Annotated in this window: 16 protein-coding genes; 7 read left to right on the top strand and 9 right to left on the bottom strand. The window is 59.3% G+C overall.

Translation table 11 applies throughout. The annotated features are described in order from the left end of the window. Window positions 1-40: 40 nt before the first annotated feature. Entirely contained in the window at window positions 41-751 is a 711-nt protein-coding gene (locus OK411_RS24255) for an autoinducer binding domain-containing protein (protein ID WP_264365800.1), read from the bottom strand. Between the two features lie 311 nt (window positions 752-1,062). Here OK411_RS24255 and OK411_RS24250 point away from each other — a divergent pair, with 311 nt between their 5' ends. Further along, a complete protein-coding gene (locus OK411_RS24250) occupies window positions 1,063-1,839 on the top strand; it encodes a ferredoxin--NADP reductase (RefSeq protein ID WP_122603864.1) in 777 nt (258 codons plus the stop codon). A 45-nt stretch (window positions 1,840-1,884) separates the two neighbouring features. Here OK411_RS24250 and mscL read toward each other — a convergent pair whose 3' ends face one another. Beyond that, window positions 1,885-2,298 (bottom strand): large-conductance mechanosensitive channel protein MscL, encoded by a 414-nt coding sequence (gene mscL, locus OK411_RS24245; protein ID WP_024014404.1) that lies wholly within the window; start codon window positions 2,296-2,298, stop codon window positions 1,885-1,887. Window positions 2,299-2,583: 285 nt separating this feature from the next. Between mscL and OK411_RS24240 the strand changes: the two genes are divergently transcribed. From OK411_RS24240 to radA, 3 genes are read left to right on the top strand one after another with little or no spacing between them, the layout of a single operon-like run. Next, window positions 2,584-4,125, top strand: a complete 1,542-nt coding sequence (locus OK411_RS24240; protein WP_217878854.1) for a catalase — start codon at window positions 2,584-2,586, stop codon at window positions 4,123-4,125. A gap of 58 nt (window positions 4,126-4,183) precedes the next feature. Beyond that, entirely contained in the window at window positions 4,184-4,729 is a 546-nt protein-coding gene (locus OK411_RS24235; RefSeq protein WP_122750944.1) for an ankyrin repeat domain-containing protein, read from the top strand. Window positions 4,730-4,776: 47 nt separating this feature from the next. Further along, window positions 4,777-6,144 carry a DNA repair protein RadA gene (radA, locus tag OK411_RS24230; RefSeq protein ID WP_024014403.1) on the top strand — a complete coding sequence of 456 codons (1,368 nt, stop codon included), beginning with the start codon at window positions 4,777-4,779 and terminating at the stop codon, window positions 6,142-6,144. 187 nt (window positions 6,145-6,331) lie between these two features. Here radA and OK411_RS24225 read toward each other — a convergent pair whose 3' ends face one another. Next, the gene (locus tag OK411_RS24225) at window positions 6,332-6,700 is read right to left on the bottom strand and encodes a PilZ domain-containing protein (protein ID WP_264365799.1); all 369 of its coding nucleotides are present in this window, start codon (window positions 6,698-6,700) and stop codon (window positions 6,332-6,334) included. Window positions 6,701-6,859: 159 nt separating this feature from the next. On the opposite strand from OK411_RS24225, the gene OK411_RS24220 reads away from it, so the two are divergent. The 3 genes from OK411_RS24220 (at window position 6,860) to yjiA (ending at window position 10,262) form a co-directional block, all read left to right on the top strand. Continuing rightward, window positions 6,860-8,926 carry a carbon starvation CstA family protein gene (locus OK411_RS24220; protein WP_016773099.1) on the top strand — a complete coding sequence of 689 codons (2,067 nt, stop codon included), beginning with the start codon at window positions 6,860-6,862 and terminating at the stop codon, window positions 8,924-8,926. A gap of 15 nt (window positions 8,927-8,941) precedes the next feature. Further along, complete coding sequence (locus OK411_RS24215; protein ID WP_003228401.1) at window positions 8,942-9,139, top strand: YbdD/YjiX family protein; 198 nt, start codon at window positions 8,942-8,944, stop codon at window positions 9,137-9,139. Window positions 9,140-9,290: 151 nt separating this feature from the next. Next, a complete protein-coding gene (yjiA, locus tag OK411_RS24210; RefSeq protein WP_264365798.1) occupies window positions 9,291-10,262 on the top strand; it encodes a GTPase in 972 nt (323 codons plus the stop codon). A 116-nt stretch (window positions 10,263-10,378) separates the two neighbouring features. On the opposite strand, the gene OK411_RS24205 is transcribed toward yjiA, so the two are convergent. The 6 genes from OK411_RS24205 to morA all read right to left on the bottom strand — a co-directional run bounded on the left by OK411_RS24205 (window position 10,379) and on the right by morA (window position 19,624). Further along, window positions 10,379-11,083 carry a GntR family transcriptional regulator gene (locus tag OK411_RS24205; RefSeq protein WP_264365797.1) on the bottom strand — a complete coding sequence of 235 codons (705 nt, stop codon included), beginning with the start codon at window positions 11,081-11,083 and terminating at the stop codon, window positions 10,379-10,381. 18 nt (window positions 11,084-11,101) lie between these two features. Beyond that, entirely contained in the window at window positions 11,102-11,836 is a 735-nt protein-coding gene (locus OK411_RS24200) for a FadR/GntR family transcriptional regulator (RefSeq protein WP_264365796.1), read from the bottom strand. A gap of 49 nt (window positions 11,837-11,885) precedes the next feature. Beyond that, entirely contained in the window at window positions 11,886-13,199 is a 1,314-nt protein-coding gene (locus OK411_RS24195; RefSeq protein WP_110603140.1) for a C4-dicarboxylate transporter DctA, read from the bottom strand. A gap of 240 nt (window positions 13,200-13,439) precedes the next feature. Further along, a complete protein-coding gene (locus tag OK411_RS24190) occupies window positions 13,440-14,003 on the bottom strand; it encodes a hypothetical protein (RefSeq protein ID WP_264365795.1) in 564 nt (187 codons plus the stop codon). A 220-nt stretch (window positions 14,004-14,223) separates the two neighbouring features. Continuing rightward, window positions 14,224-15,477, bottom strand: coding sequence for a serine hydroxymethyltransferase (glyA, locus tag OK411_RS24185; protein WP_016773106.1), 1,254 nt, complete (start codon window positions 15,475-15,477; stop codon window positions 14,224-14,226). A 298-nt stretch (window positions 15,478-15,775) separates the two neighbouring features. Beyond that, the gene (morA, locus tag OK411_RS24180; protein ID WP_110603143.1) at window positions 15,776-19,624 is read right to left on the bottom strand and encodes a cyclic di-GMP receptor MorA; all 3,849 of its coding nucleotides are present in this window, start codon (window positions 19,622-19,624) and stop codon (window positions 15,776-15,778) included. Window positions 19,625-19,695 lie beyond the last annotated feature (71 nt).

Below are 19,695 nucleotides of genomic sequence, written 5' to 3'. Positions count from 1 at the left end.
GTAAATACTTGCAGGATTACCGCGTGATAACGCTCAGCTGTCAGATGATGCCGGCGCGAGCGGCAGCAATCACTGCGGAAATCTTGTTGCAGACGTTGAATTTTTCGATGACGTTTTGCACGTGATAGTTAACGGTGCGTTCGCTCAGGCTGAGGATTCTCGAAATATCGTGAGCGGTCTTGCCCATGGCGGACAATTTCATGATCTCCAGTTCCCGGGACGATAGCCTCGGCTTGCTGGGTTTGGCCGGTGTGGGAACGGTGCGGGCATACAGGTCACTGAAGTGTCGGTTGGCAAAGAACAGATAACCGTAATGCTCGTACAGCTCGAGCGGACTGATCGGACAGTGGGTTCGAGCCAGGCTGATGATGCTGCACAAACCGCTGGTGTCGTCATGAAAGGCCTGCGACCAGCCATGCTGCAGTCCATTTTTCTTCAACGCCTGCCACAATTCTGGCGCATCGGTGAACACTCTTTCTTCCCAGACGATCGGCAATACCGAATGATTGCAATGCGCTATTACCGGATCAATATTCCGGTAGTTCTCTTTGTTGTACTGGATGTTCCATTCTTTCGGATAGTTATTGATTTGCAAGGCATTCAAATGGACATCGCGATGGGGGGAGGTGACCGCTATCGCACAATAGTTAAAGCCCAGATTCTCGGCAAATCTCAGCAGTATCGGGTATGCCACCTCAATGCCTTTGGCAAATGTCAGTTGTTTTAATTGTGATTCCTTCCACGTTTCCATGAACTTTGCCTCCATCCTGATATAGGGGCGCCAAATGGATCCAAAAAATCCGGCACGAATCGAAGTGTAGGATCTTTCCTGCGAAACGCCTTACATTTTTTCGAGATTGAAACTTTGATGTTTTTTGTAAAGTGTTCTTAGCAATACAGGCTGTTATATTTTAACTGGCATCTTAAAGTTATTGCTCTAGATCCAGCATTGCCAGCGAATCGAATGTTTAGCGCTGATCCCGTCAATACCATTACCAATCACGAGTGTTTGGCAGCGCGATTTTGCGGGACACTGTGGGCAATCGTTTCAAGGAGTGCCTCATGACTGCCAGTGCCGAGAAGTACACCACCCAGACCTTGCTCGATGTGCAACCGTTGACGCCGAACCTGTTCACGCTGCGCACCAGCCGTGATCCCGGCTTTCGCTTCCGTGCCGGCCAGTTCGCCCGGCTGGGCGTCACCAAGGCCGATGGCAGCACGGTCTGGCGCGCCTATTCGATGGTGTCGTCGCCGTTCGATGAGTTTCTCGAGTTCTTTTCCATCGTCGTGCCGGGCGGCGAATTCACCAGTGAGCTGAGCCGGCTACAGGTCGGCGACAGCTTGATGGTCGAGCGCCAGGCGTTCGGCTACCTGACGCTGGATCGTTTTGTCGACGGCCGAGACCTGTGGTTATTGTCGACCGGCACCGGGGTGGCGCCCTTTCTGTCGATCCTGCAGGACTTCGAGGTCTGGGAGAAATTCGAGCGGATCATTCTGGTTTACAGCGTCCGGGAGGCGCGGGAACTGGCCTATCAAGAGTTGATCGCCGGGTTGGCGCAACGTGACTATCTGAGTGAATACGCCCACAAGCTGCAATTCATCCCCACTGTTACCCGCGAAGCGCATCCAGGCGCGTTGCAGGGCCGGATTACCACGTTGATCGAAAACGGCGAACTGGAACGAGCGGCAGGGGTTGAACTCTCGCCAGAGCATTCGCGAGTGATGCTGTGTGGCAATCCGCAGATGATCGACGACACACGCGCCTTGCTGAAACAGCGCGACATGCGCCTGAGCCTGACGCGCAAGCCGGGGCAGGTTGCGGTGGAGAATTACTGGTAACGAAAACGGCACCCGCGGGTGCCGTTTTGATGTGTAGCGAATGCCTCAGGGCCGCTCGTTCTGCGCCTTGAGCAGGTCGCGGATTTCGCCCAGCAGTTGCTCTTCCTTGCTCGGGATCGGCGGCGCGGTCGGGGCTACGGCTTCTTCGCGCTTGAGGCGGTTGATGGCTTTGACGCCCATGAAGATCGCAAACGCGACAATCACGAAATCCAGCACCGTCTGCAGGAATTTGCCGTAAGCCAGCACCACGGCGGGCGCATCGCCCTGGGCGGCTTTGAGCGTGACAGCCAGATCGCTGAAGTCCACCCCACCGATCAACAGGCCAATCGGCGGCATGATCACGTCGCCGACAAACGACGAAACGATCTTGCCGAACGCCGCGCCGATGATGATACCGACGGCCATGTCGACCACATTGCCTTTGACCGCGAAGGCCTTGAACTCGCTAAGCACGCCCATAGTTATTTCCTTGTTACAGATGAGTTTGGTGTAGGAAGTGTAAATCAGCGAAACGCCTCCTGCGCGAAACACCTTCTTACAATGCCCGTTTTTATCGACACATCAATTGACGATTAGTTTGCAAAATGCCAGCAATCGCGCGCGGAATACGCGCTAACCCGCTGACGGCAAAGCCAATTTCTTCAATCATGGCGTTACGTTCTTTCTATTTATGTTCCTCGGCACGGGCCTCTAGCCTTGCTGTGGCGCACCTGGATGCGCTCAATAAAACCAGAGGAACCTGATATGACTTCCGCTCTTGGACTGGGGGCTTTTCCCCATCGCCGCACTCTCGGCGTTCTCACCGCCAGCCTGCTGACCTTCTCGGTCAACGCCGCTCCGCTGACCCGCGATAACGGCGCTGCTGTCGGTGACAATCAGAACTCGCAAACCGCCGGCGCCACCGGCCCGGTGCTGCTACAAGATGTGCAACTGATCCAGAAGCTGCAACGCTTCGACCGTGAACGTATTCCCGAGCGCGTGGTACATGCACGCGGCACCGGCGCTCATGGCACCTTCACCGTGACCGATGACCTCAGCGACCTGAGCAAGGCCAAGGTGTTCGCCGCAGGCCAGAGCACGCCGGTATTCGTGCGTTTCTCGGCGGTGGTGCATGGCAACCACTCCCCGGAAACCCTGCGCGACCCGCGGGGTTTCGCCACCAAGTTCTACACCGCTGACGGCAATTGGGATCTGGTCGGTAACAACTTCCCGACCTTCTTCATCCGCGATGCGATCAAATTCCCGGACATGGTCCACGCCTTCAAGCCCGATCCGCGCACCAACCTCGATGACGATTCGCGCCGGTTCGATTTCTTTTCCCACGTGCCGGAAGCAACCCGCACACTGACCGAGTTGTATTCCAACTACGGCACTCCGGCCAGTTATCGGGAAATGGATGGCAATGGTGTTCATGCCTATAAGCTGATCAATGCCAGGAATGAAGTTCACTACGTTAAGTTTCACTGGAAGAGTCTGCAAGGCATCAAGAACCTTACGCCAAAACAAGTTAGCGAAGTTCAAGGTCAGGATTACAGTCATATGACCAATGACTTGGTGAATAATATTAACAAAGGCAACTTTCCAAAGTGGGACTTGTACGTGCAAGTTCTCAAGCCGCAGGATTTGTCCAAGTTTGATTTCGATCCACTGGATGCAACCAAGATTTGGCCGGGTATTGCCGAGCGCAAAGTTGGACAAATGGTCTTGAACCGTAATCCGGCCAATGTCTTCCAGGAAACTGAACAAGTTGCCATGGCACCGGCCAACGTAGTTCCGGGTATCGAGCCTTCGGAAGATCGTTTGTTGCAGGGCCGAGTGTTCTCTTATGCCGATACGCAGATGTATCGCCTCGGCGCCAACGCTTTGCAATTGCCGATCAACGCACCGAAAACCGTAGTGAACAATGGCAATCAGGATGGCGCGATGAATTTTGGCGCCAGCCAGTCCGGCGTCAACTACCAGCCGAGTCGTCTGCAACCGCGTGAAGAAACGCCAGCGGCGCGTTACAGCCAGTCGGCGCTGGCGGGCAGCACGCAGCAGGCAAAGATCCAGCGTGAGCAGAACTTCAAGCAGGCCGGTGATCTGTATCGCTCGTACAGCAAGCAGGAACGTCGCGACCTGATCGACAGCTTCGGCGGCTCGCTGGCCACCACCGATGACGAGAGCAAGCACATCATCCTATCCTTCCTGTACAAGGCTGACCCCGAGTACGGCAGCGGTGTGACCGAAGTGGCCAAGGGCGACCTCAGCCGTGTGAAAGCACTGGCGGCCAAACTGACCGACTGATAGCGATGCGGCGTACGCGAGGGCCTGTGCGGCCTCGCGTGCGCTCAAGGAGAGCCCGATGCGTATTTTTCTTTTGTGCCTGGCCGGGTGCCTGTCGTTCAGCGCGTGGGCGGCACCGGTCGAGCAAAGCCCCGAGGCAATCAAGGCGCAGTTGCAGGATTACTACTTTGACGCCGCACGGCGTGGCGACGTGCCGATGCTCGAGACCTTTATCGAGTCCGGCTATTCCCTCGATACCCGCGACAGCAAGGGTTACACCGCGCTGATTCTGGCGGCCTATCACGGTCAGGCGCCAGCGGTTGAACGCCTGCTCGCCGCTGGCGCAGATGCCTGTGCTCAGGACCAACGCGGTAACACGGCGCTGATGGGCGCGATTTTCAAAGGCGAGTTGCAGATCGCCCGGCGCCTGATGGCCACCGATTGCAGCCCCGACCAACGTAACGGCGCCGGACAAACAGCGGCGATGTACGCCGGGCTGTTCAAGCGTCTGGAATTGCTCGACGCCTTGCAGGCCAAGGGCGCCGACCTCAACGCCGAGGATCCGCTGGGCAACAGTGCCGCGCGTCTGGCCAGCGGCGAAATCCGTACCGCTGCGCCGCGCTGATCGGCGGTGGCTGCGTTATCATCGCGTCTTTTGTTCCGGGGGTTCTGATGGCCAAGGCCAAGCGCATGTACGGCTGCACCGAGTGCGGCGCAACCTTTCCCAAGTGGGCCGGGCAGTGCGGCGAGTGCGGTGCCTGGAACACCCTGACCGAAACCATGATCGAAAGCGGCGGCGCCACGGCTCCCACCGGGCGCACCGGTTGGGCTGGCCAGCAGGCACAGATCAAGACTCTCGCCGAAGTCAGCATCGAAGAGATTCCACGTTTTTCCACCGCGTCCGGTGAGCTCGACCGCGTGCTCGGCGGCGGGCTGGTCGATGGCTCGGTGGTGCTGATCGGCGGTGATCCGGGGATCGGCAAGTCGACAATCCTGCTCCAGACCCTGTGCAATCTGGCCAAAAGCATGCCGGCGCTGTACGTCACCGGCGAAGAATCCCAGCAGCAGGTGGCGATGCGCGCTCGCCGTCTCGGCCTGCCGCAGGATCAACTGCGGGTGATGACCGAAACCTGCATCGAAACCATCATTGCCACTGCCCGCCAGGAAAAGCCCAAGGTGATGGTGATCGACTCGATCCAGACCATCTTCACCGAACAACTGCAATCGGCGCCGGGCGGCGTATCCCAGGTGCGCGAGAGCGCGGCGTTGCTGGTGCGTTACGCCAAACAGAGCGGCACGGCGATCTTCCTCGTCGGCCACGTCACTAAAGAAGGTGCGCTGGCCGGGCCGCGTGTTCTGGAACACATGGTCGACACGGTGCTGTATTTCGAAGGTGAATCCGATGGTCGACTGCGTCTGCTGCGGGCGGTGAAAAACCGTTTCGGCGCGGTCAACGAGTTGGGCGTGTTCGGCATGACCGACAAGGGCCTGAAAGAAGTCTCCAACCCATCGGCGATTTTTCTTACCCGTGCTCAGGAAGAAGTCCCGGGCAGTGTGGTCATGGCGACGTGGGAAGGCACCCGGCCGATGCTGGTCGAAGTGCAGGCGCTGGTCGATGACAGCCATCTGGCCAACCCGCGTCGGGTGACGCTGGGGCTGGATCAGAACCGATTGGCGATGTTGCTCGCGGTGCTGCACCGCCACGGCGGGATTCCGACCCACGATCAGGACGTGTTCCTCAACGTGGTGGGTGGCGTGAAGGTGCTGGAGACGGCGTCGGATCTGGCGTTGATGGCGGCGGTGATGTCGAGTTTGCGCAACCGGCCGCTGCCCCATGACCTGCTGGTGTTCGGCGAAGTCGGCCTGTCTGGCGAAGTGCGCCCGGTACCGAGCGGGCAGGAGCGGTTGAAGGAAGCGGCCAAGCATGGCTTCAAACGCGCGATCGTGCCGAAGGGTAACGCACCGAAGGAATCGCCTCCCGGCTTGCAGATCATTGCCGTGAGCCGCCTTGAACAAGCACTTGACGCATTGTTTGAGTGAGCGCCGAACCTCTGTGGTGAGGGGATTTATCCCCGTTGGGGCGCGTAGCGGCCCTGAAAAAACGGGTCTGCTGCGCAGCCCAACGGGGATAAATCCCCTCGCCACATAAATCCCCTCGCCACATAAATCCTCTCACCCTATAGATCCCCTCACCACAGGGCATTCCGAATCGGGATTGGGGGGGGGCCTAGATTTCGATCAGGGCACCCAGTTCGCGCTCCAGCTCGGCCTCATCCGCCAGATTCAGTTCGATGAAGCGGCGCAGGCGCTGGATCGATTCCAGGCTGATGTGCCGGCAGATGAACCCCAAGTGGCCGTTTTCCTCATGGGCCAGATGCACGTCCATTTTGATATCGACGTCTTCGCTCAGATGAATGTCGACGAAGAAGTCCTGCTCTTTATCTCCAAGCCACGGCTCCGGTCCCTCGATCAGCAGGCCCTTGAGCGACAGGTCGATCAGTTTGACCGGCCAGATGTACTCGCCCTGTTTCAGCTCGGTTCGGGCATCGAACGCAATACGTTTGAAACGACGTCGATTGGCGGGGTGCTCGCTCATGGCGCAATCCTCATGAAGGTTCGCTGACTATAGACCGCGAATGCGGGCGCCAGCCAATCGCTCAAGCGTCTAGACCTATGTCGGGGTATGGCCTTTGGCGCCGTAAGCGCTAAACTCGGGGTGGCTGTCTTTCTTGTCCACCCTGGCTGGAATAATAAAATGAAAAATAATAATAGCCTGCTGCGCCACTTACCCTGGCTCGTGCTGGCAATCGTAGGAGCGTGCGCCCTTGGCGTAGTGGCATTGCGCCGCGGCGAGGCGATCAACGCCTTGTGGATTGTGGTCGCTGCCGTGGCCATTTATCTGGTTGCGTACCGTTACTACAGTCTGTTCATCGCCAACAACGTGATGCAACTGGATCCGCGTCGGGCCACCCCCGCCGTGCTCAACAACGATGGTCTGGACTATGTGCCGACCAACAAACACATTCTTTTCGGTCACCACTTCGCGGCCATCGCTGGCGCGGGGCCACTGGTCGGTCCGGTGCTGGCGGCGCAGATGGGGTATCTGCCCGGCACACTTTGGCTGATTGCCGGTGTGGTGCTGGCGGGCGCGGTGCAGGACTTCATGGTCCTGTTCATGTCGACCCGACGCAACGGCCGTTCCCTGGGCGATATGGTGCGTGAAGAAATGGGCCGGATTCCTGGAACCATTGCACTGTTCGGCTGCTTCCTGATCATGATCATCATCCTCGCGGTGCTGGCGCTGATCGTGGTCAAGGCCCTCGCCGAGAGCCCGTGGGGCATCTTCACCGTGATGGCGACCATCCCGATCGCGATGTTCATGGGCATCTACATGCGCTACATCCGCCCGGGCCGCATCGGCGAAATCTCCGTGGTCGGTGTATTGCTGCTGCTCGGTTCGATCTGGCTGGGCGGGCAGATCGCTGCCGATCCGGTATGGGCCAAAGCCTTTACCTTCACTGGTGTGCAGATTACCTGGATGCTGGTCGGCTATGGTTTCGTCGCTGCATCGCTGCCGGTCTGGCTGATCCTCGCGCCACGCGACTACCTGTCGACCTTCCTCAAGATCGGCACCATCGTCGCCCTGGCGATCGGCATCCTGATCACCATGCCCGAGCTGAAAATGCCGGCGCTGACCCAGTTCGTCGACGGCACCGGGCCGGTATGGAAGGGCGGTCTGTTCCCGTTCCTGTTCATCACCATCGCCTGCGGCGCGGTATCGGGTTTCCACGCGCTGATCTCGTCGGGCACCACGCCGAAGCTGCTGGATAACGAAACCAACGCCCGCTACATCGGTTACGGCGGCATGCTGATGGAATCGTTCGTGGCGATCATGGCCATGGTTGCCGCTTCGGTGATCGAGCCGGGCGTGTACTTCGCCATGAACAGCCCGGCCGCAGTTGTCGGCAGTGACGTCGCTTCGGTGGCGCAGGTTGTCACCAGCTGGGGCTTTGCGATTACGCCGGAAGCGCTGCAAGCGGTTGCCCATGACATCGGCGAAACCACCATTCTGGCTCGCGCCGGTGGTGCGCCGACCCTGGCGGTCGGTATCGCACAGATCCTGCACAGTGTCCTGCCGGGTGAAAACACCATGGCGTTCTGGTACCACTTCGCGATCCTGTTCGAAGCGCTGTTCATCCTCACCGCTGTGGACGCCGGCACCCGTGCCGGACGCTTCATGCTGCAGGATCTGCTCGGCTCCTTCGTACCGGCGCTCAAACGTACCGAATCGTGGGGCGCCAACCTGATCGCCACCGCCGGTTGTGTGGCGATGTGGGGCTGGTTGCTGTATCAGGGCGTAATCGATCCACTGGGCGGCATCAACACCTTGTGGCCATTGTTCGGCATCTCCAACCAGATGCTCGCCGGTATCGCGCTGATGCTTGGCACCGTGGTCCTGATTAAGATGAAGCGCCAGCGCTACATCTGGGTCACCCTGTTGCCGGCCACCTGGCTGTTGATCTGCACCACCACTGCTGGCTTCATCAAGCTGTTCGACGCCAACCCGGCGATCGGCTTCCTGTCCCTGGCCAAGAAGTACAGCGATGCGCTGGCCAACGGTCAGGTGCTGGCGCCGGCGAAAAGCGTCGAGCAGATGCAGCACGTGATCTTCAACGCCTACACCAACGCCACACTCACCGCGCTGTTCCTGTTCGTGGTGTTCAGCATTCTGTTCTATGCGCTCAAGGTCGGCATCGCCGCCTGGGGCAAAAAAGAGCGTACGGATAAAGAATCGCCATTCCAGGCCCTGCCGGATGCGTAACCAGAGGATTGCAGCATGTTCAATGACCTGAGTCGCCTCGGTAAATACCTCGGTCAGGCCGCGCGCCTGATGGTCGGCATGCCCGACTACGACACCTACGTCGAGCATATGCAAACCAAACACCCGGACAAACCGGTGATGAGCTACGAGATGTTCTTTCGCGAACGTCAGGAAGCCCGTTACGGTGGCAAGGGTGGGCCGAAGTGCTGTTGAACTGACAGCATCAGGTTGAGGTAATCCCTGTGGGAGCGAGCCTGCTCGCGAATACGGAGTGTCAGTTGATGAATGATTTGACTGACACACCGCTTTCGCGAGCAGGCTCGCTCCCACATTTGTTTTTGTGTTCTTTTCAGGAGATCGGGTTTTGTCTTCTCCCATTCCGGTAACGGTCCTCAGCGGTTTCCTCGGCGCCGGCAAGACCACCTTGCTGCGCCATTTATTGAAAGCCGAGCACGGCCTGAAAATCGCCGTGATCGAAAACGAATTCAGCGACGCCGGCATCGACACTCAGTTGCTGGGTGACGAGCCGGTGCAAGTCATGACCCTGGCCAACGGCTGCGTCTGCTGCACCATTCACACCGACCTGACCAAGGCGCTGTACTTGCTGCTCGAGCGCCTGGACAGCGGCGAGATCGCCTTCGATCGTCTGGTGATCGAGTGCACCGGTCTCGCCGATCCGGCACCGGTGGCGCAGACCTTTTTCATCGACGAAGAGCTGCGCGAGCGTTATCTGCTCGACGGCATCATCACCCTGGTCGACGCCGCTCACGCTGACGTGCACCTGACCCAGACCATCGCCCAGGCGCAGATCGGTTTCGCCGATCGCTTGCTGGTGAGCAAGACCGATCTGGTCGATGAACCGACGTTCACTGCGCTGAGCGAGCGCCTTACGCGAATCAACCGCCGCGCGCCGATCCGCGTGGTCGAGCATGGCAATATCGATCTGGCTGAATTGCTGGATGTACGCGGCTTCAACCTCAATGCTGACCTGGGCGGCGGTCTGAGCCTGCGTCCGGTGAGCAAGGCGCCGTCGATCGATCGCATCTCCAGCCTGGTGTTGCGCACCGATCAGGCGCTGGATATCGATCAACTCAGCGAGTTCATGAACGAACTGCTGGAAGAGCACGGCAAGCAGTTGCTGCGCTACAAAGGCGTGCTGAACATTGCCGGCGAAGATCGGCGGTTGGTGTTTCAGGGTGTGCTGAAACTCTATGGTTTCGACTGGGACACCGAATGGGCCGAGGGCGAGACGCGCGAGAGTGTGATCGTGTTTATTGCCGATGATTTGCCGGAAGAGAAAATTCGGGTGGGGTTTGCCAGGGTTGCTTCTGCCTGATGGATCTTGGTTGTCAGTGATGGCGTCTTCGCGAGCAAGCTCGCTCCCACAGGAGACCGTATTCCGTCCAGAGAAATGCGGTCAACTGTGGGAGCGAGCTTGCTCGCGAAGGCCGTCTAACCGACAGCACAATGCTCAAGGTCTGAACCCAGCAGTGTCTGCTCAAGATGATCCAGATGCCGATCCATCAACATGCCGGCTTTGGAAACATCACCTCGCTCCACAACCTCAACCAACGCCAAATGCTCCTGCCATGCGCAACAGCTTTGCGTCGAAAAATGACTCCGCGCAATTGCCAGCGACGTCAGCGGCACCAGACTGCGCAGAAAATGCGCCAGCGGCAGATTTCCCGCCATCCGTGCCAATTGCAGATGAAACTCCCCCGACAACCGAATCGCCGCCCCGCGCCGAGCCTGCTCGATGGCGCGCTTCTCGCGCTCTATCAACGTGCGCAAACATTTCAGATCGTCTGGCTGCGGACGCTGACAGGCCAACCGCACCAAGGTGTGCTCAGCCAGCCGTCGCGCATGCAAGGTCTGCCGGATCAGCTCCCGATCAGGCGCGGCCACTCGTGGTCGATGATTGGCGCGCAATACCACGATCTGCTCGTGGGACAACTGCGTCAGCACCCGTCGTACATCGGCGCGGCCGGCGCCGAACATCGCTTGCAGACTGTCCTCGGTGAACCGGCTGTCTTCATCGATACGCTGCTCGAGAATCGCGTCGAACAGTCGCGGATACAGATCTTCCGTCGGCGTGCCGAGCCGAGAGACGAGCAGGGCGGTCGAATTGGCATGCGAGGCTGAAGCAAAACTGTTCATGGCCGTTCTCCTGGCAAATCAGGTGGGCAAGTTGTCGTCCGGAATATTCAGCTCAACGCCCATGCGCTGGCCTTCGCGCAGAATGTGCCGACGCATTTCGGCGCTGGCCTGAGCGCTGTTCTTGCTGCGGATCGCGCGGACTACCGCTTCGTTTTCTTCCAGGCGTTCGGCCAGATGTTCCGGGGAATTGCGCAATACCTCGGCGCTTTGCTTGAGGGCGTTGCTGGTCTGCTGTACCACGCTCTGGAAAATCGGGTTCGAGGTCAGCGTGAACAGTTCTTCGTGGAAAGCGATGTAGGCACTGACTCCGGCCTCACTGTCACCGGCCTCGAGGGCTTCGCGCATGTCCATCAGGGTCAGGCGCAATTGGCCGACTTCCTTGCTGCTGATCGATTGCGCGACCAGCCCGACGATGAACGGCTCAAGGGTGTAGCGCAGTTGCAGCACGTCTTCGAGACTGGCGCTGGCCACCGCGCTATCGTGGCTCTGGCTCTGGCTCTGGCTCTGGCTCTGGCTCTGGCTGTCGCTGAGTTGTGCGTCGAGGACGACTACGCCTTTGCCCGGCATCGAGCGCACCAGGCCGAGGGTTTCGAGGACGATCACCGCTTCGCGCAGGCTCGGCCGGCTGATGCCCAGTTGTTCGGCCAGTTCGCGCTGGCCCGGCAGCATGTCGCCGGAGCGCCACTGGCCTCGGGCCAACGCGGCGCGGAGTTTTTCCACCACTGAGTTGACGACGGTTGAAGTTGTAATCACGTATCGGCTCCCTGCGCCGTGCCTGCGCTTTGGCAGGCACGGCACTCATTCAAAATTCTTTGGCCGCCGCCTGAGCGACGGTTTTTCGCGGTTGAAAGTTATAGCCCTGTTCGCCGTTGAGCACCTTGTTCGCGCGCTGCACGTCGATGTCCTTTTCCCAGCGGGCGATAGCCACGGTGGCGACGCAGTTGCCGATCAGATTGGTCAGCGCGCGGCCGATGCCCATGAACCAGTCCACGGCCAACACCAGCACCAGACCGACTACAGGAATCGCTGGGATCGCCGTCAGCGTCGCGGCGAGAATCACCAGCGCCGAACCGGGAATGCCGTGGGCGCCTTTGGAGGTAATCAGCGACACCAGCAGGATGGTCAGCAAGTCGGTCATCGCCAGCGGTGTGCCGGTGGCGTTGGCGATGAACACGATGGCCAGGGTCAGGTAGATCGAGAAACCGTCGAGGTTGAACGAGTACCCGGTCGGGATCACCAGACCGACCGTCGAACTGCCGATACCGAGGTGTTCGAGCTTGCGCATGATCTGCGGCAGCACGGCGTCGGAAGAGGCGGTGCCCATGACGATCAGCAGTTCTTCCCGCAGGTACTTGAGCAGCGGCCACATGCGCAGACCGGAAACGCGCATCACCAGACCGAGGATCAACGCGACGAAGGCGACGCAGGTCAGGTAGAACAGACCGACCAGACTGCCAAGGTGCTGCAGCGAATCCAGGCCGTATTTGCTGGTAGTAAAGGCGATGGCACCGAACACGCCGATCGGCGCCAGACGCACGATCATGCCCATGATGCGGAAGATCACGTGGCTGAGTTCGTTGATCAGCCGCGAAATCCCGGAAGCGGCTTCGCCAACCAGATTCAGTGCACTGCCGAACAGCACCGAGAACAGCAGCACTTGCAGAATATTGTTGTCAGCGAAGGCGCCGATCACCGAGGTCGGGATCAGGTCCATCAGAAATTGCGTGGTGGTGTGCATGTGCTGGCCGCGCTCGGCGAGGTCGCCCATGTCGGCGCTGGAGAGCTGCTCCAGATGAATGTTCGCGCCGCTGCCAATGCCGGTGCTGAAGGCGAACACCAGACCGATCACCAGAGCGATGGTGGTCAGCACTTCGAAATAGATCACCGACTTGAGGCCGATGCGCCCGACCTTCTTCAGATCGCCCGCGCCGCTGATGCCGCTGACCACCACACAGAACACGATCAGGCCAATGAGCATCTTGATCAATTTGATGAAGCCATCGCCGAGCGGTTTCAGCTGGGCGGAGTATTCAGGAAGGGTCAGCCCGCAGACGATGCCGAGCATCAGTCCGAGAACCACTTGAAGGAAGATTGAACGCGAGCACCATCTGAGCATGGGAGGAATCCTGGGTCGGTGTCCTGGCTGCCGTACGCGTGGCGCAGCGGATTCAGGACTTAATTATTGTGGTCTTACCGGTATGTCCAGTGCAGGCGCAGTCTAGGCGCAGGTTTTCGCGGATCGCAAGGGAAAATTAGAAAATTGGCATGACCGGTCTTACCAGTTGTCTGGATGGCCCGGTCTTGAGCATTTGAGAAAAATTGGCGGCTATGCCTTTTTTTCTGGGCGGGGCGTGATTCACGTTTTGATGACTGGTACATGTCTTTCGACGATGCTCAGGATGAAAGTGATCTTTGAACGTTCTTCGGTTTTGCCCAGATAGACGTAAGGCAGACTTGTGATTTTTATACCGCCCAGATAGGCATGATTTTTCAGTTTGAGAGAAACAGCTGTATGTACGCCCGTTAAGTTGTCCAGCGTTATAGCGGTGCCGCTACGGTCGACAAGAATAAACGTGGTCAAGTTGTCAGTGTCTGGCTTGACGGCCTCGACGGTATCCAGCCAGTGATTGCTGATTACCTGATTGAAATAGTTGCCCTGGTTTTTCACGGTGAGGATGTAGCCGTCAGGGTTATGACCGAAATGCAGCTTCAGCGGTTTTATCCGGCCGCTCTGCTCGTTGCTCCGGATGCCGAGCAGGTGGGACTGATCCCGTGTTTGCGGGCGTCCGGTATAGAAACCGCCGCTGAACAGACTGATGGTAGCCATCGCCGGTTTGCCGTACAGCTGTTCAAGAAAGCCGACCCTGTGGTCGAACATTCTCAGCGTTGCGATGAAAGATTTTTCGATATTGCTCGTCATGATGAAATCCATTTATCAAGTCGGGTTTCAGACTAAGCGGTTTTCATTTGTGGCGGTTTGCATGTGTGTTGCAAGAGTTTGGTTTTAACGAAGAGATGAACAATCCTGCTGGACGGGATTAGCAGGTTGCTGCTTTATTCGGGTGGTATTTTTTTATTGAATTTATGGCAATAAAAAACCGGCCATCGTGACCGGTTTTTTATTGCGGATTAACGAGGCATCAAGCGCCGTACACCGGCAGTTTCTTGCAGATGGCTTTGACTTTCTCGCGAACGGCGTCGATCACCGCTTCGTTGTTCAGATCAGCCAGGATGTCGCAGATCCAGCCGGCCAGCTCTTTGCACTCGGCCTCTTTGAAACCGCGAGTGGTCACAGCCGGAGTACCGAAGCGCAGGCCGGAGGTGACGAACGGCGAGCGTGGATCGTTAGGCACGGAGTTCTTGTTCACGGTGATGAACGCTTTGCCCAGAGCGGCGTCGGCATCTTTACCGGAGATGTCCTGCTTGATCAGCGACAGCAGGAACAGGTGGTTTTCAGTACCGCCCGATACCACGTCGAAACCGCGTGCGATGAACACTTCGGCCATGGCCTTGGCGTTCTTCACCACTTGTTGCTGGTAAGCCTTGAACTCAGGCTGCAGCGCTTCCTTGAAGCAGATCGCCTTGGCCGCGATCACGTGCTCCAGCGGGCCACCCTGGGCGCCCGGGAATACTGCGGAGTTGAGCTTCTTCTCGATCTCGGCGTTGGCACGGGCCAGGATCAGACCGCCACGTGGACCGCGCAGGGTCTTGTGCGTGGTGGTGGTCACGACGTCGGCGAACGGCACCGGGTTCGGATAAACACCAGCGGCAACCAGACCGGCGACGTGAGCCATGTCGACGAACAGGTAAGCGCCGACCTTGTCAGCGATCTCGCGGAAGCGCGGGAAGTCGAGAATCTGCGAGTAGGCCGAGAAACCGGCAACGATCATTTTCGGCTTGTGCTCGACCGCCAGGCGCTCGACTTCGTCGTAGTCGATCAGGCCGTTGGCATCGATACCGTATTGAACGGCGTTGTACAGCTTGCCCGAGGAGGAAACGCTGGCGCCGTGGGTCAGGTGACCACCATGGGCCAGGCTCATGCCCAGAATGGTGTCGCCACCTTGCAGCAGAGCCAGGTAAACAGCGGCGTTGGCCTGGGAACCGGCGTGCGGCTGAACGTTGGCGTAATCGGCGCCGAACAGTTCCTTGGCGCGGTCGATGGCCAGTTGTTCAACCACGTCCACGTATTCGCAACCACCGTAGTAACGCTTGCCCGGATAGCCTTCGGCGTACTTGTTGGTCAGGACCGAGCCTTGAGCTTCCATCACCGCTGGGCTGGTGTAGTTTTCCGAAGCGATCAGCTCAATGTGTTCTTCCTGACGCTGAGCTTCTTGCTCCATGGCGGCAAAAAGGTCGGCGTCGTACTTGGCAATAGTCAAATCACGGCTGAACATGGCGGTCCTCAAGGATCGGGGGCAGAAAAGGGGGGCATTCTAACCCAACCGCTTTTGGATGACATATGAAACGACGTCATGTCGCAGACAAGTGGCGTTCATGACAGATGTGCGGTGCTTTTGCCGGCCCCTTCGCGAGCAAAAGGGGCATTGATCGTTCCCACGCTCTGCGTGGGAATGCAGCCCGTGACGCTCTGCGTCACCTGCCGAAGCGGACGCAGAGCGTCCAGTGAGGCATTCCCACGCGGAGCGTGGGAACGATCGAAGGCTGCGATCTTTTCGGGCGCGCCGCAGATCGTCAGTCGAACATGAACAGCGCGTCGTTACAGAACTGCGCTTCAAACCGTCCCGCCGGCATCGGCCGGCCGAACAGATATCCCTGCACCTCATCGCAGCCATGCTCGCGCAGGAAGTCCAGCTGCTCATGGGTTTCCACACCCTCGGCGATCACCGCCAGGTTCAGGCTGTGGGCCATGGCAATGATCGCCCGGGCGATCTGCGCGTCCTGTTCGCCGGACGGCAGGCCGTCGACGAAAGTACGGTCGATCTTCAGCACGTCGATCGGGAATTGCTTGAGGTAGTTCAGCGATGAATAACCGGTGCCGAAGTCGTCGACCGCGATGCTCAGGCCGAGGTTTTTCAGCCCGGCAAGAATCTGCATCGCCTCGCTGACTTCGCGCATCAGGATGCTTTCGGTCAGTTCCAGCTCCAGACACGCCGGCGGCAGGCCGGTTTCGCGCAGGATCGTCGCGATTCGCGTGCCCAACTGGCCGTCGGAGAACTGCCGTGCGGAAATGTTCACCGACACCTTCGGCACCCGCACCCGTTGCTGGTGCCAGGTTTTCAGCTGTCGACAGGCCTCGCTGATGACCCAGTCGCCAACGTCCACCACCAGGCCGAGCTCTTCCAGCACCGGAATGAAATCCCCCGGCGGCACCAGCCCGCGACGCGGATGGCGCCAGCGCAGCAGCGCTTCGGCGCCGGTCAGGCGCTTGCCGTCGCCACTGAACTGCGGCTGGTAATACAGGACGAATTCGTTCTGCTCCAGCGCATGGCGCAGATCGCTTTCCAGTTCCAGACGCTCCAGCGCACTGGCGTTCATGTCGGCCTGATAGAACTGGAAGTTGTTCTTGCCGCGTTCCTTGGCGTGGTACATCGCCGTGTCGGCGTTCTTCATCAACTGGCTGAGTTCGTTGCCGTCCTGCGGACTCAGGGCGATGCCGATACTGGCGGTGACGAAGAACTCGCGGCCCTCGAGCACGAACGGCCGCACCAGGCTGGCGAGAATCTGCTCGGCGACATGAATCGCCCGGTTCAGCGCCAGTTCGCGATTGGAGCGATGCTGCAGCAGCAAGGTGAATTCGTCGCCGCCCATGCGCGCCACGGTGTCGTCGTCATCGACGCAGGCCAGCAGGCGCGTGGCCATGTCCTTGAGCATGCGGTCGCCGGCGGCGTGGCCCAAGGAGTCGTTGATCGGTTTGAAACGGTCAAGGTCGAGGAACATTAGCACCACCCACGACTTCTGCCGTTCGGCCGCTTGCAGCGCGGTGTGCAGGCGATCCTGGAACAGCGTGCGGTTCGGCAGGTGGGTGAGGGCGTCGTAATAGGCGAGGCGGTGGATGCGCTGCTCGCTGGCCTTGCGCTCGCTGATGTCGCTGAAGAAACACACGTAACTGGCCAGATCGCCCTCATCGTCAAGCACGGCAGTAATGCCGACCCACGCCGGGTAATGCTCGCCGTTACGGCGCTTCATCCACACTTCGCCTTCCCAGGTGCTGTGCTCGTGCAACTGCTTGAGCACGTAGCGCAAGTGCGCGTCCTGCTGCTCGTCGACGGTGAGCATGTTCGGCAACTGGTCGAGCACTTCGCCGACGCTGTAGCCGCTGACCCGACTGAACGCTTCGTTGGCCTGGACGATGTACCCAGCGGGGTCGGTGATCAGGATTGCCGAAGTCGAGTGCTCGAATACCGTGGCGGCCATGCGCAGATCTTTTTCGGCACGGCGCTGCTGGCTGATATCGCGGCCGACACCGAGCACGCCTTCGAACGCGCCGTGTTCGTCCCACACCAGCACCAGGCGCAGTTCGATCGGAATCTTGCGGCCATCGGCACGCAGGCAATCGAAGAGGAACAGCTGCGTTTGCACCTGACTGCGCAGCAATGCCAGTTGCTCGGGCTTGTCCAGCGCCTTGCTGACGCGGTCCATCAGCACATGAATGCCGTTCAGTTGCCCGGGATTGGCGATGATCGATTGCCAGCCGTTCTGGAAAATCCATTCGGCGTTGTAACCGAGCACCGCCTGCACCGACGGGCTGACGTAGTTCAGCGAGAGCTTGCTGTCGGTGGAGAAAATCACGTCGCTGATGCTTTCGGCGAGCATGCGGTAACGCTGCTCGCTGTCACGCAGCGATTCGCTGGCCTCGATCTGTTCGGTGATGTCCTTGGCCACGCCGATGATCCGCGTGACCTGGTCGTGCTTGTCCCGCGCCAGCGCCTGTTCACGGATGTCGAAGCGCCGCCACTTGCCGTCGCGATGGCGGAAGCGCAATTGGCATTGCAACAACTGGCTGTAACCGGCGTGACGCTGCAACTGCCGCGAACGATGGTAATAGTCGGCGTCTTCCGGGTGCAGGAGGATTTCCCAGAAGTACTCGCCCATCTGATGCAGTTCAGTGCGGTTGTAGCCCAGGGTCTGGCCGAGGTGATGGTTGCTGAAAATCATCCGCTGGCTGATCACGTCCTGCACATACAGATGATCGGGCACGGTGCGCACCACGTCCGACCAGAAGCCTTCACGCTCCAGCAGCGACAGCTCGATCAGCTTGCGACTGGTGATGTCGTTGATGCTGAGAATCACCGCTTTATAGTCGTGCTGCTCGCTCGGCAGGCGCAGGACCATCCACAGGTGCTGGTCGCGGCCATTGCTGTTGGGCAGTTTGATTTCCAGTTCCAGCTGTTTCTGCTGCTGCAGGACGGCGTCGAGGATCTGCTGACCGATCGCGCACTGCGGATGGCGCTGGCCATCGATCAGCAGTTGCCAGGCATCGTCGCAGGAATGCACATCGAGCAGTTGCAGGGCGACCTGATTGACTTCGGTGACGCGCATTTCCGCGAGCAACTGCTGGCGCTGCTGCGGTTGGTCGAGCCAGGCCTTGAGCTGGTCACTGGTCTGGATCTGCGCCTTGTCGAACATCTGCTTGAGGCCGGACAGGTCGAGTACGCACAAGGCCACGCCGGTGCCTTCGAAAATATCCTGATAACGCCGCCGGCCTTCATGCACCTGACGCTGGCGCCGACGCATGTTCAGCAGCGCGATCACCGGCAACATCGAAAACGCCAGGCCGAGCAGGCATTTGCCGATGAACGCTGGCAGCAATTCTTCGAGTACGCGCTGGCGGTCGAACAGCCCGCGCAATTGCCAGTCGCTGCTGCTCAGCGGCACGGTCAGCACGGTGTTGGCGACATCGTCGGGCGTCAGCCCGCCAGCCTTGACCGAGGGCAGCCCGGCGTCGCGGCTGATGATCTGGTGATTGAGGCGGTTTTCCACCAGCCACAACGGGCGCAGGGCGGTGGCGTCCTGTTTGGTCAGCGAGTCGAAGAAGGTTGGCGTCAAACGCAAGGCCCAGTAACCGCGACTGCTGCCGCTGGCCTGATGCAACAGCAGATGCACCACCGAGCCGTCATCGGCATTGCTGAAGTAATGCGCCTGGGCACGGCTGCGGCGCACCAGTTCGGTCAGGTAATCGGCGTCGGAACTGTCGGTGGCGCTGTCGCTGATGATCCGGCCGGAGGGCGAGAGCAGGGCCATGCTGCGCAGATCTGGCAGCGAGCGTTGCAGTTTGCGCAGGAGCATCTGCTGTTCGTCGGCTGTTTGCGGCTGTTCGACGATCGGTAGCAGATTGAGGGCGATTTGCGCATTCAGCGCCATGTTCAGGCTGACCTGGGCGGCGAGGTCGGCGGTGTAGTCGATGGTGTATTGGCGCTGATTTTTCTGAGTTTCGCGCAATTGATCGAGCAGTTGCCAGAACAGCAACGCGAGCAATAACAGCACGAGGGTGGCCAGCGCACCCTTTAATGTCCCGCGCAGGGGCGAGCCGGGCGCCGGTGGGGTGCTGCTCACAGAGGCTGGCGGAGTGACATTGGTCAAGCTGTGATCCTGCGATTTGGCTGGACTGGCGCGACGTGCACTATAAGCCGGACGCCCGAAGGGCGGCTAGC

The sequence above is a fragment of the Pseudomonas sp. RG1 genome (genome assembly GCF_025910115.1).
GTDB classification, from domain to species: domain Bacteria; phylum Pseudomonadota; class Gammaproteobacteria; order Pseudomonadales; family Pseudomonadaceae; genus Aquipseudomonas; species Aquipseudomonas atacamensis.
This window is presented reverse-complemented; position numbering and strand designations above follow the sequence as displayed.

What these genes read in the sequence shown, in the direction of transcription:
- OK411_RS24255 (WP_264365800.1), bottom strand. Translation starts at nt 751, where the DNA reads ATGGAAACGTGGAAGGAATCACAATTAAAACAACTGACATTTGCCAAA.
- OK411_RS24250 (WP_122603864.1), top strand. Translation starts at nt 1,063, where the DNA reads ATGACTGCCAGTGCCGAGAAGTACACCACCCAGACCTTGCTCGATGTG.
- mscL (WP_024014404.1), bottom strand. Translation starts at nt 2,298, where the DNA reads ATGGGCGTGCTTAGCGAGTTCAAGGCCTTCGCGGTCAAAGGCAATGTG.
- OK411_RS24240 (WP_217878854.1), top strand. Translation starts at nt 2,584, where the DNA reads ATGACTTCCGCTCTTGGACTGGGGGCTTTTCCCCATCGCCGCACTCTC.
- OK411_RS24235 (WP_122750944.1), top strand. Translation starts at nt 4,184, where the DNA reads ATGCGTATTTTTCTTTTGTGCCTGGCCGGGTGCCTGTCGTTCAGCGCG.
- radA (WP_024014403.1), top strand. Translation starts at nt 4,777, where the DNA reads ATGGCCAAGGCCAAGCGCATGTACGGCTGCACCGAGTGCGGCGCAACC.
- OK411_RS24225 (WP_264365799.1), bottom strand. Translation starts at nt 6,700, where the DNA reads ATGAGCGAGCACCCCGCCAATCGACGTCGTTTCAAACGTATTGCGTTC.
- OK411_RS24220 (WP_016773099.1), top strand. Translation starts at nt 6,860, where the DNA reads ATGAAAAATAATAATAGCCTGCTGCGCCACTTACCCTGGCTCGTGCTG.
- OK411_RS24215 (WP_003228401.1), top strand. Translation starts at nt 8,942, where the DNA reads ATGTTCAATGACCTGAGTCGCCTCGGTAAATACCTCGGTCAGGCCGCG.
- OK411_RS24205 (WP_264365797.1), bottom strand. Translation starts at nt 11,083, where the DNA reads ATGAACAGTTTTGCTTCAGCCTCGCATGCCAATTCGACCGCCCTGCTC.
- OK411_RS24195 (WP_110603140.1), bottom strand. Translation starts at nt 13,199, where the DNA reads ATGCTCAGATGGTGCTCGCGTTCAATCTTCCTTCAAGTGGTTCTCGGA.
- OK411_RS24190 (WP_264365795.1), bottom strand. Translation starts at nt 14,003, where the DNA reads ATGACGAGCAATATCGAAAAATCTTTCATCGCAACGCTGAGAATGTTC.
- glyA (WP_016773106.1), bottom strand. Translation starts at nt 15,477, where the DNA reads ATGTTCAGCCGTGATTTGACTATTGCCAAGTACGACGCCGACCTTTTT.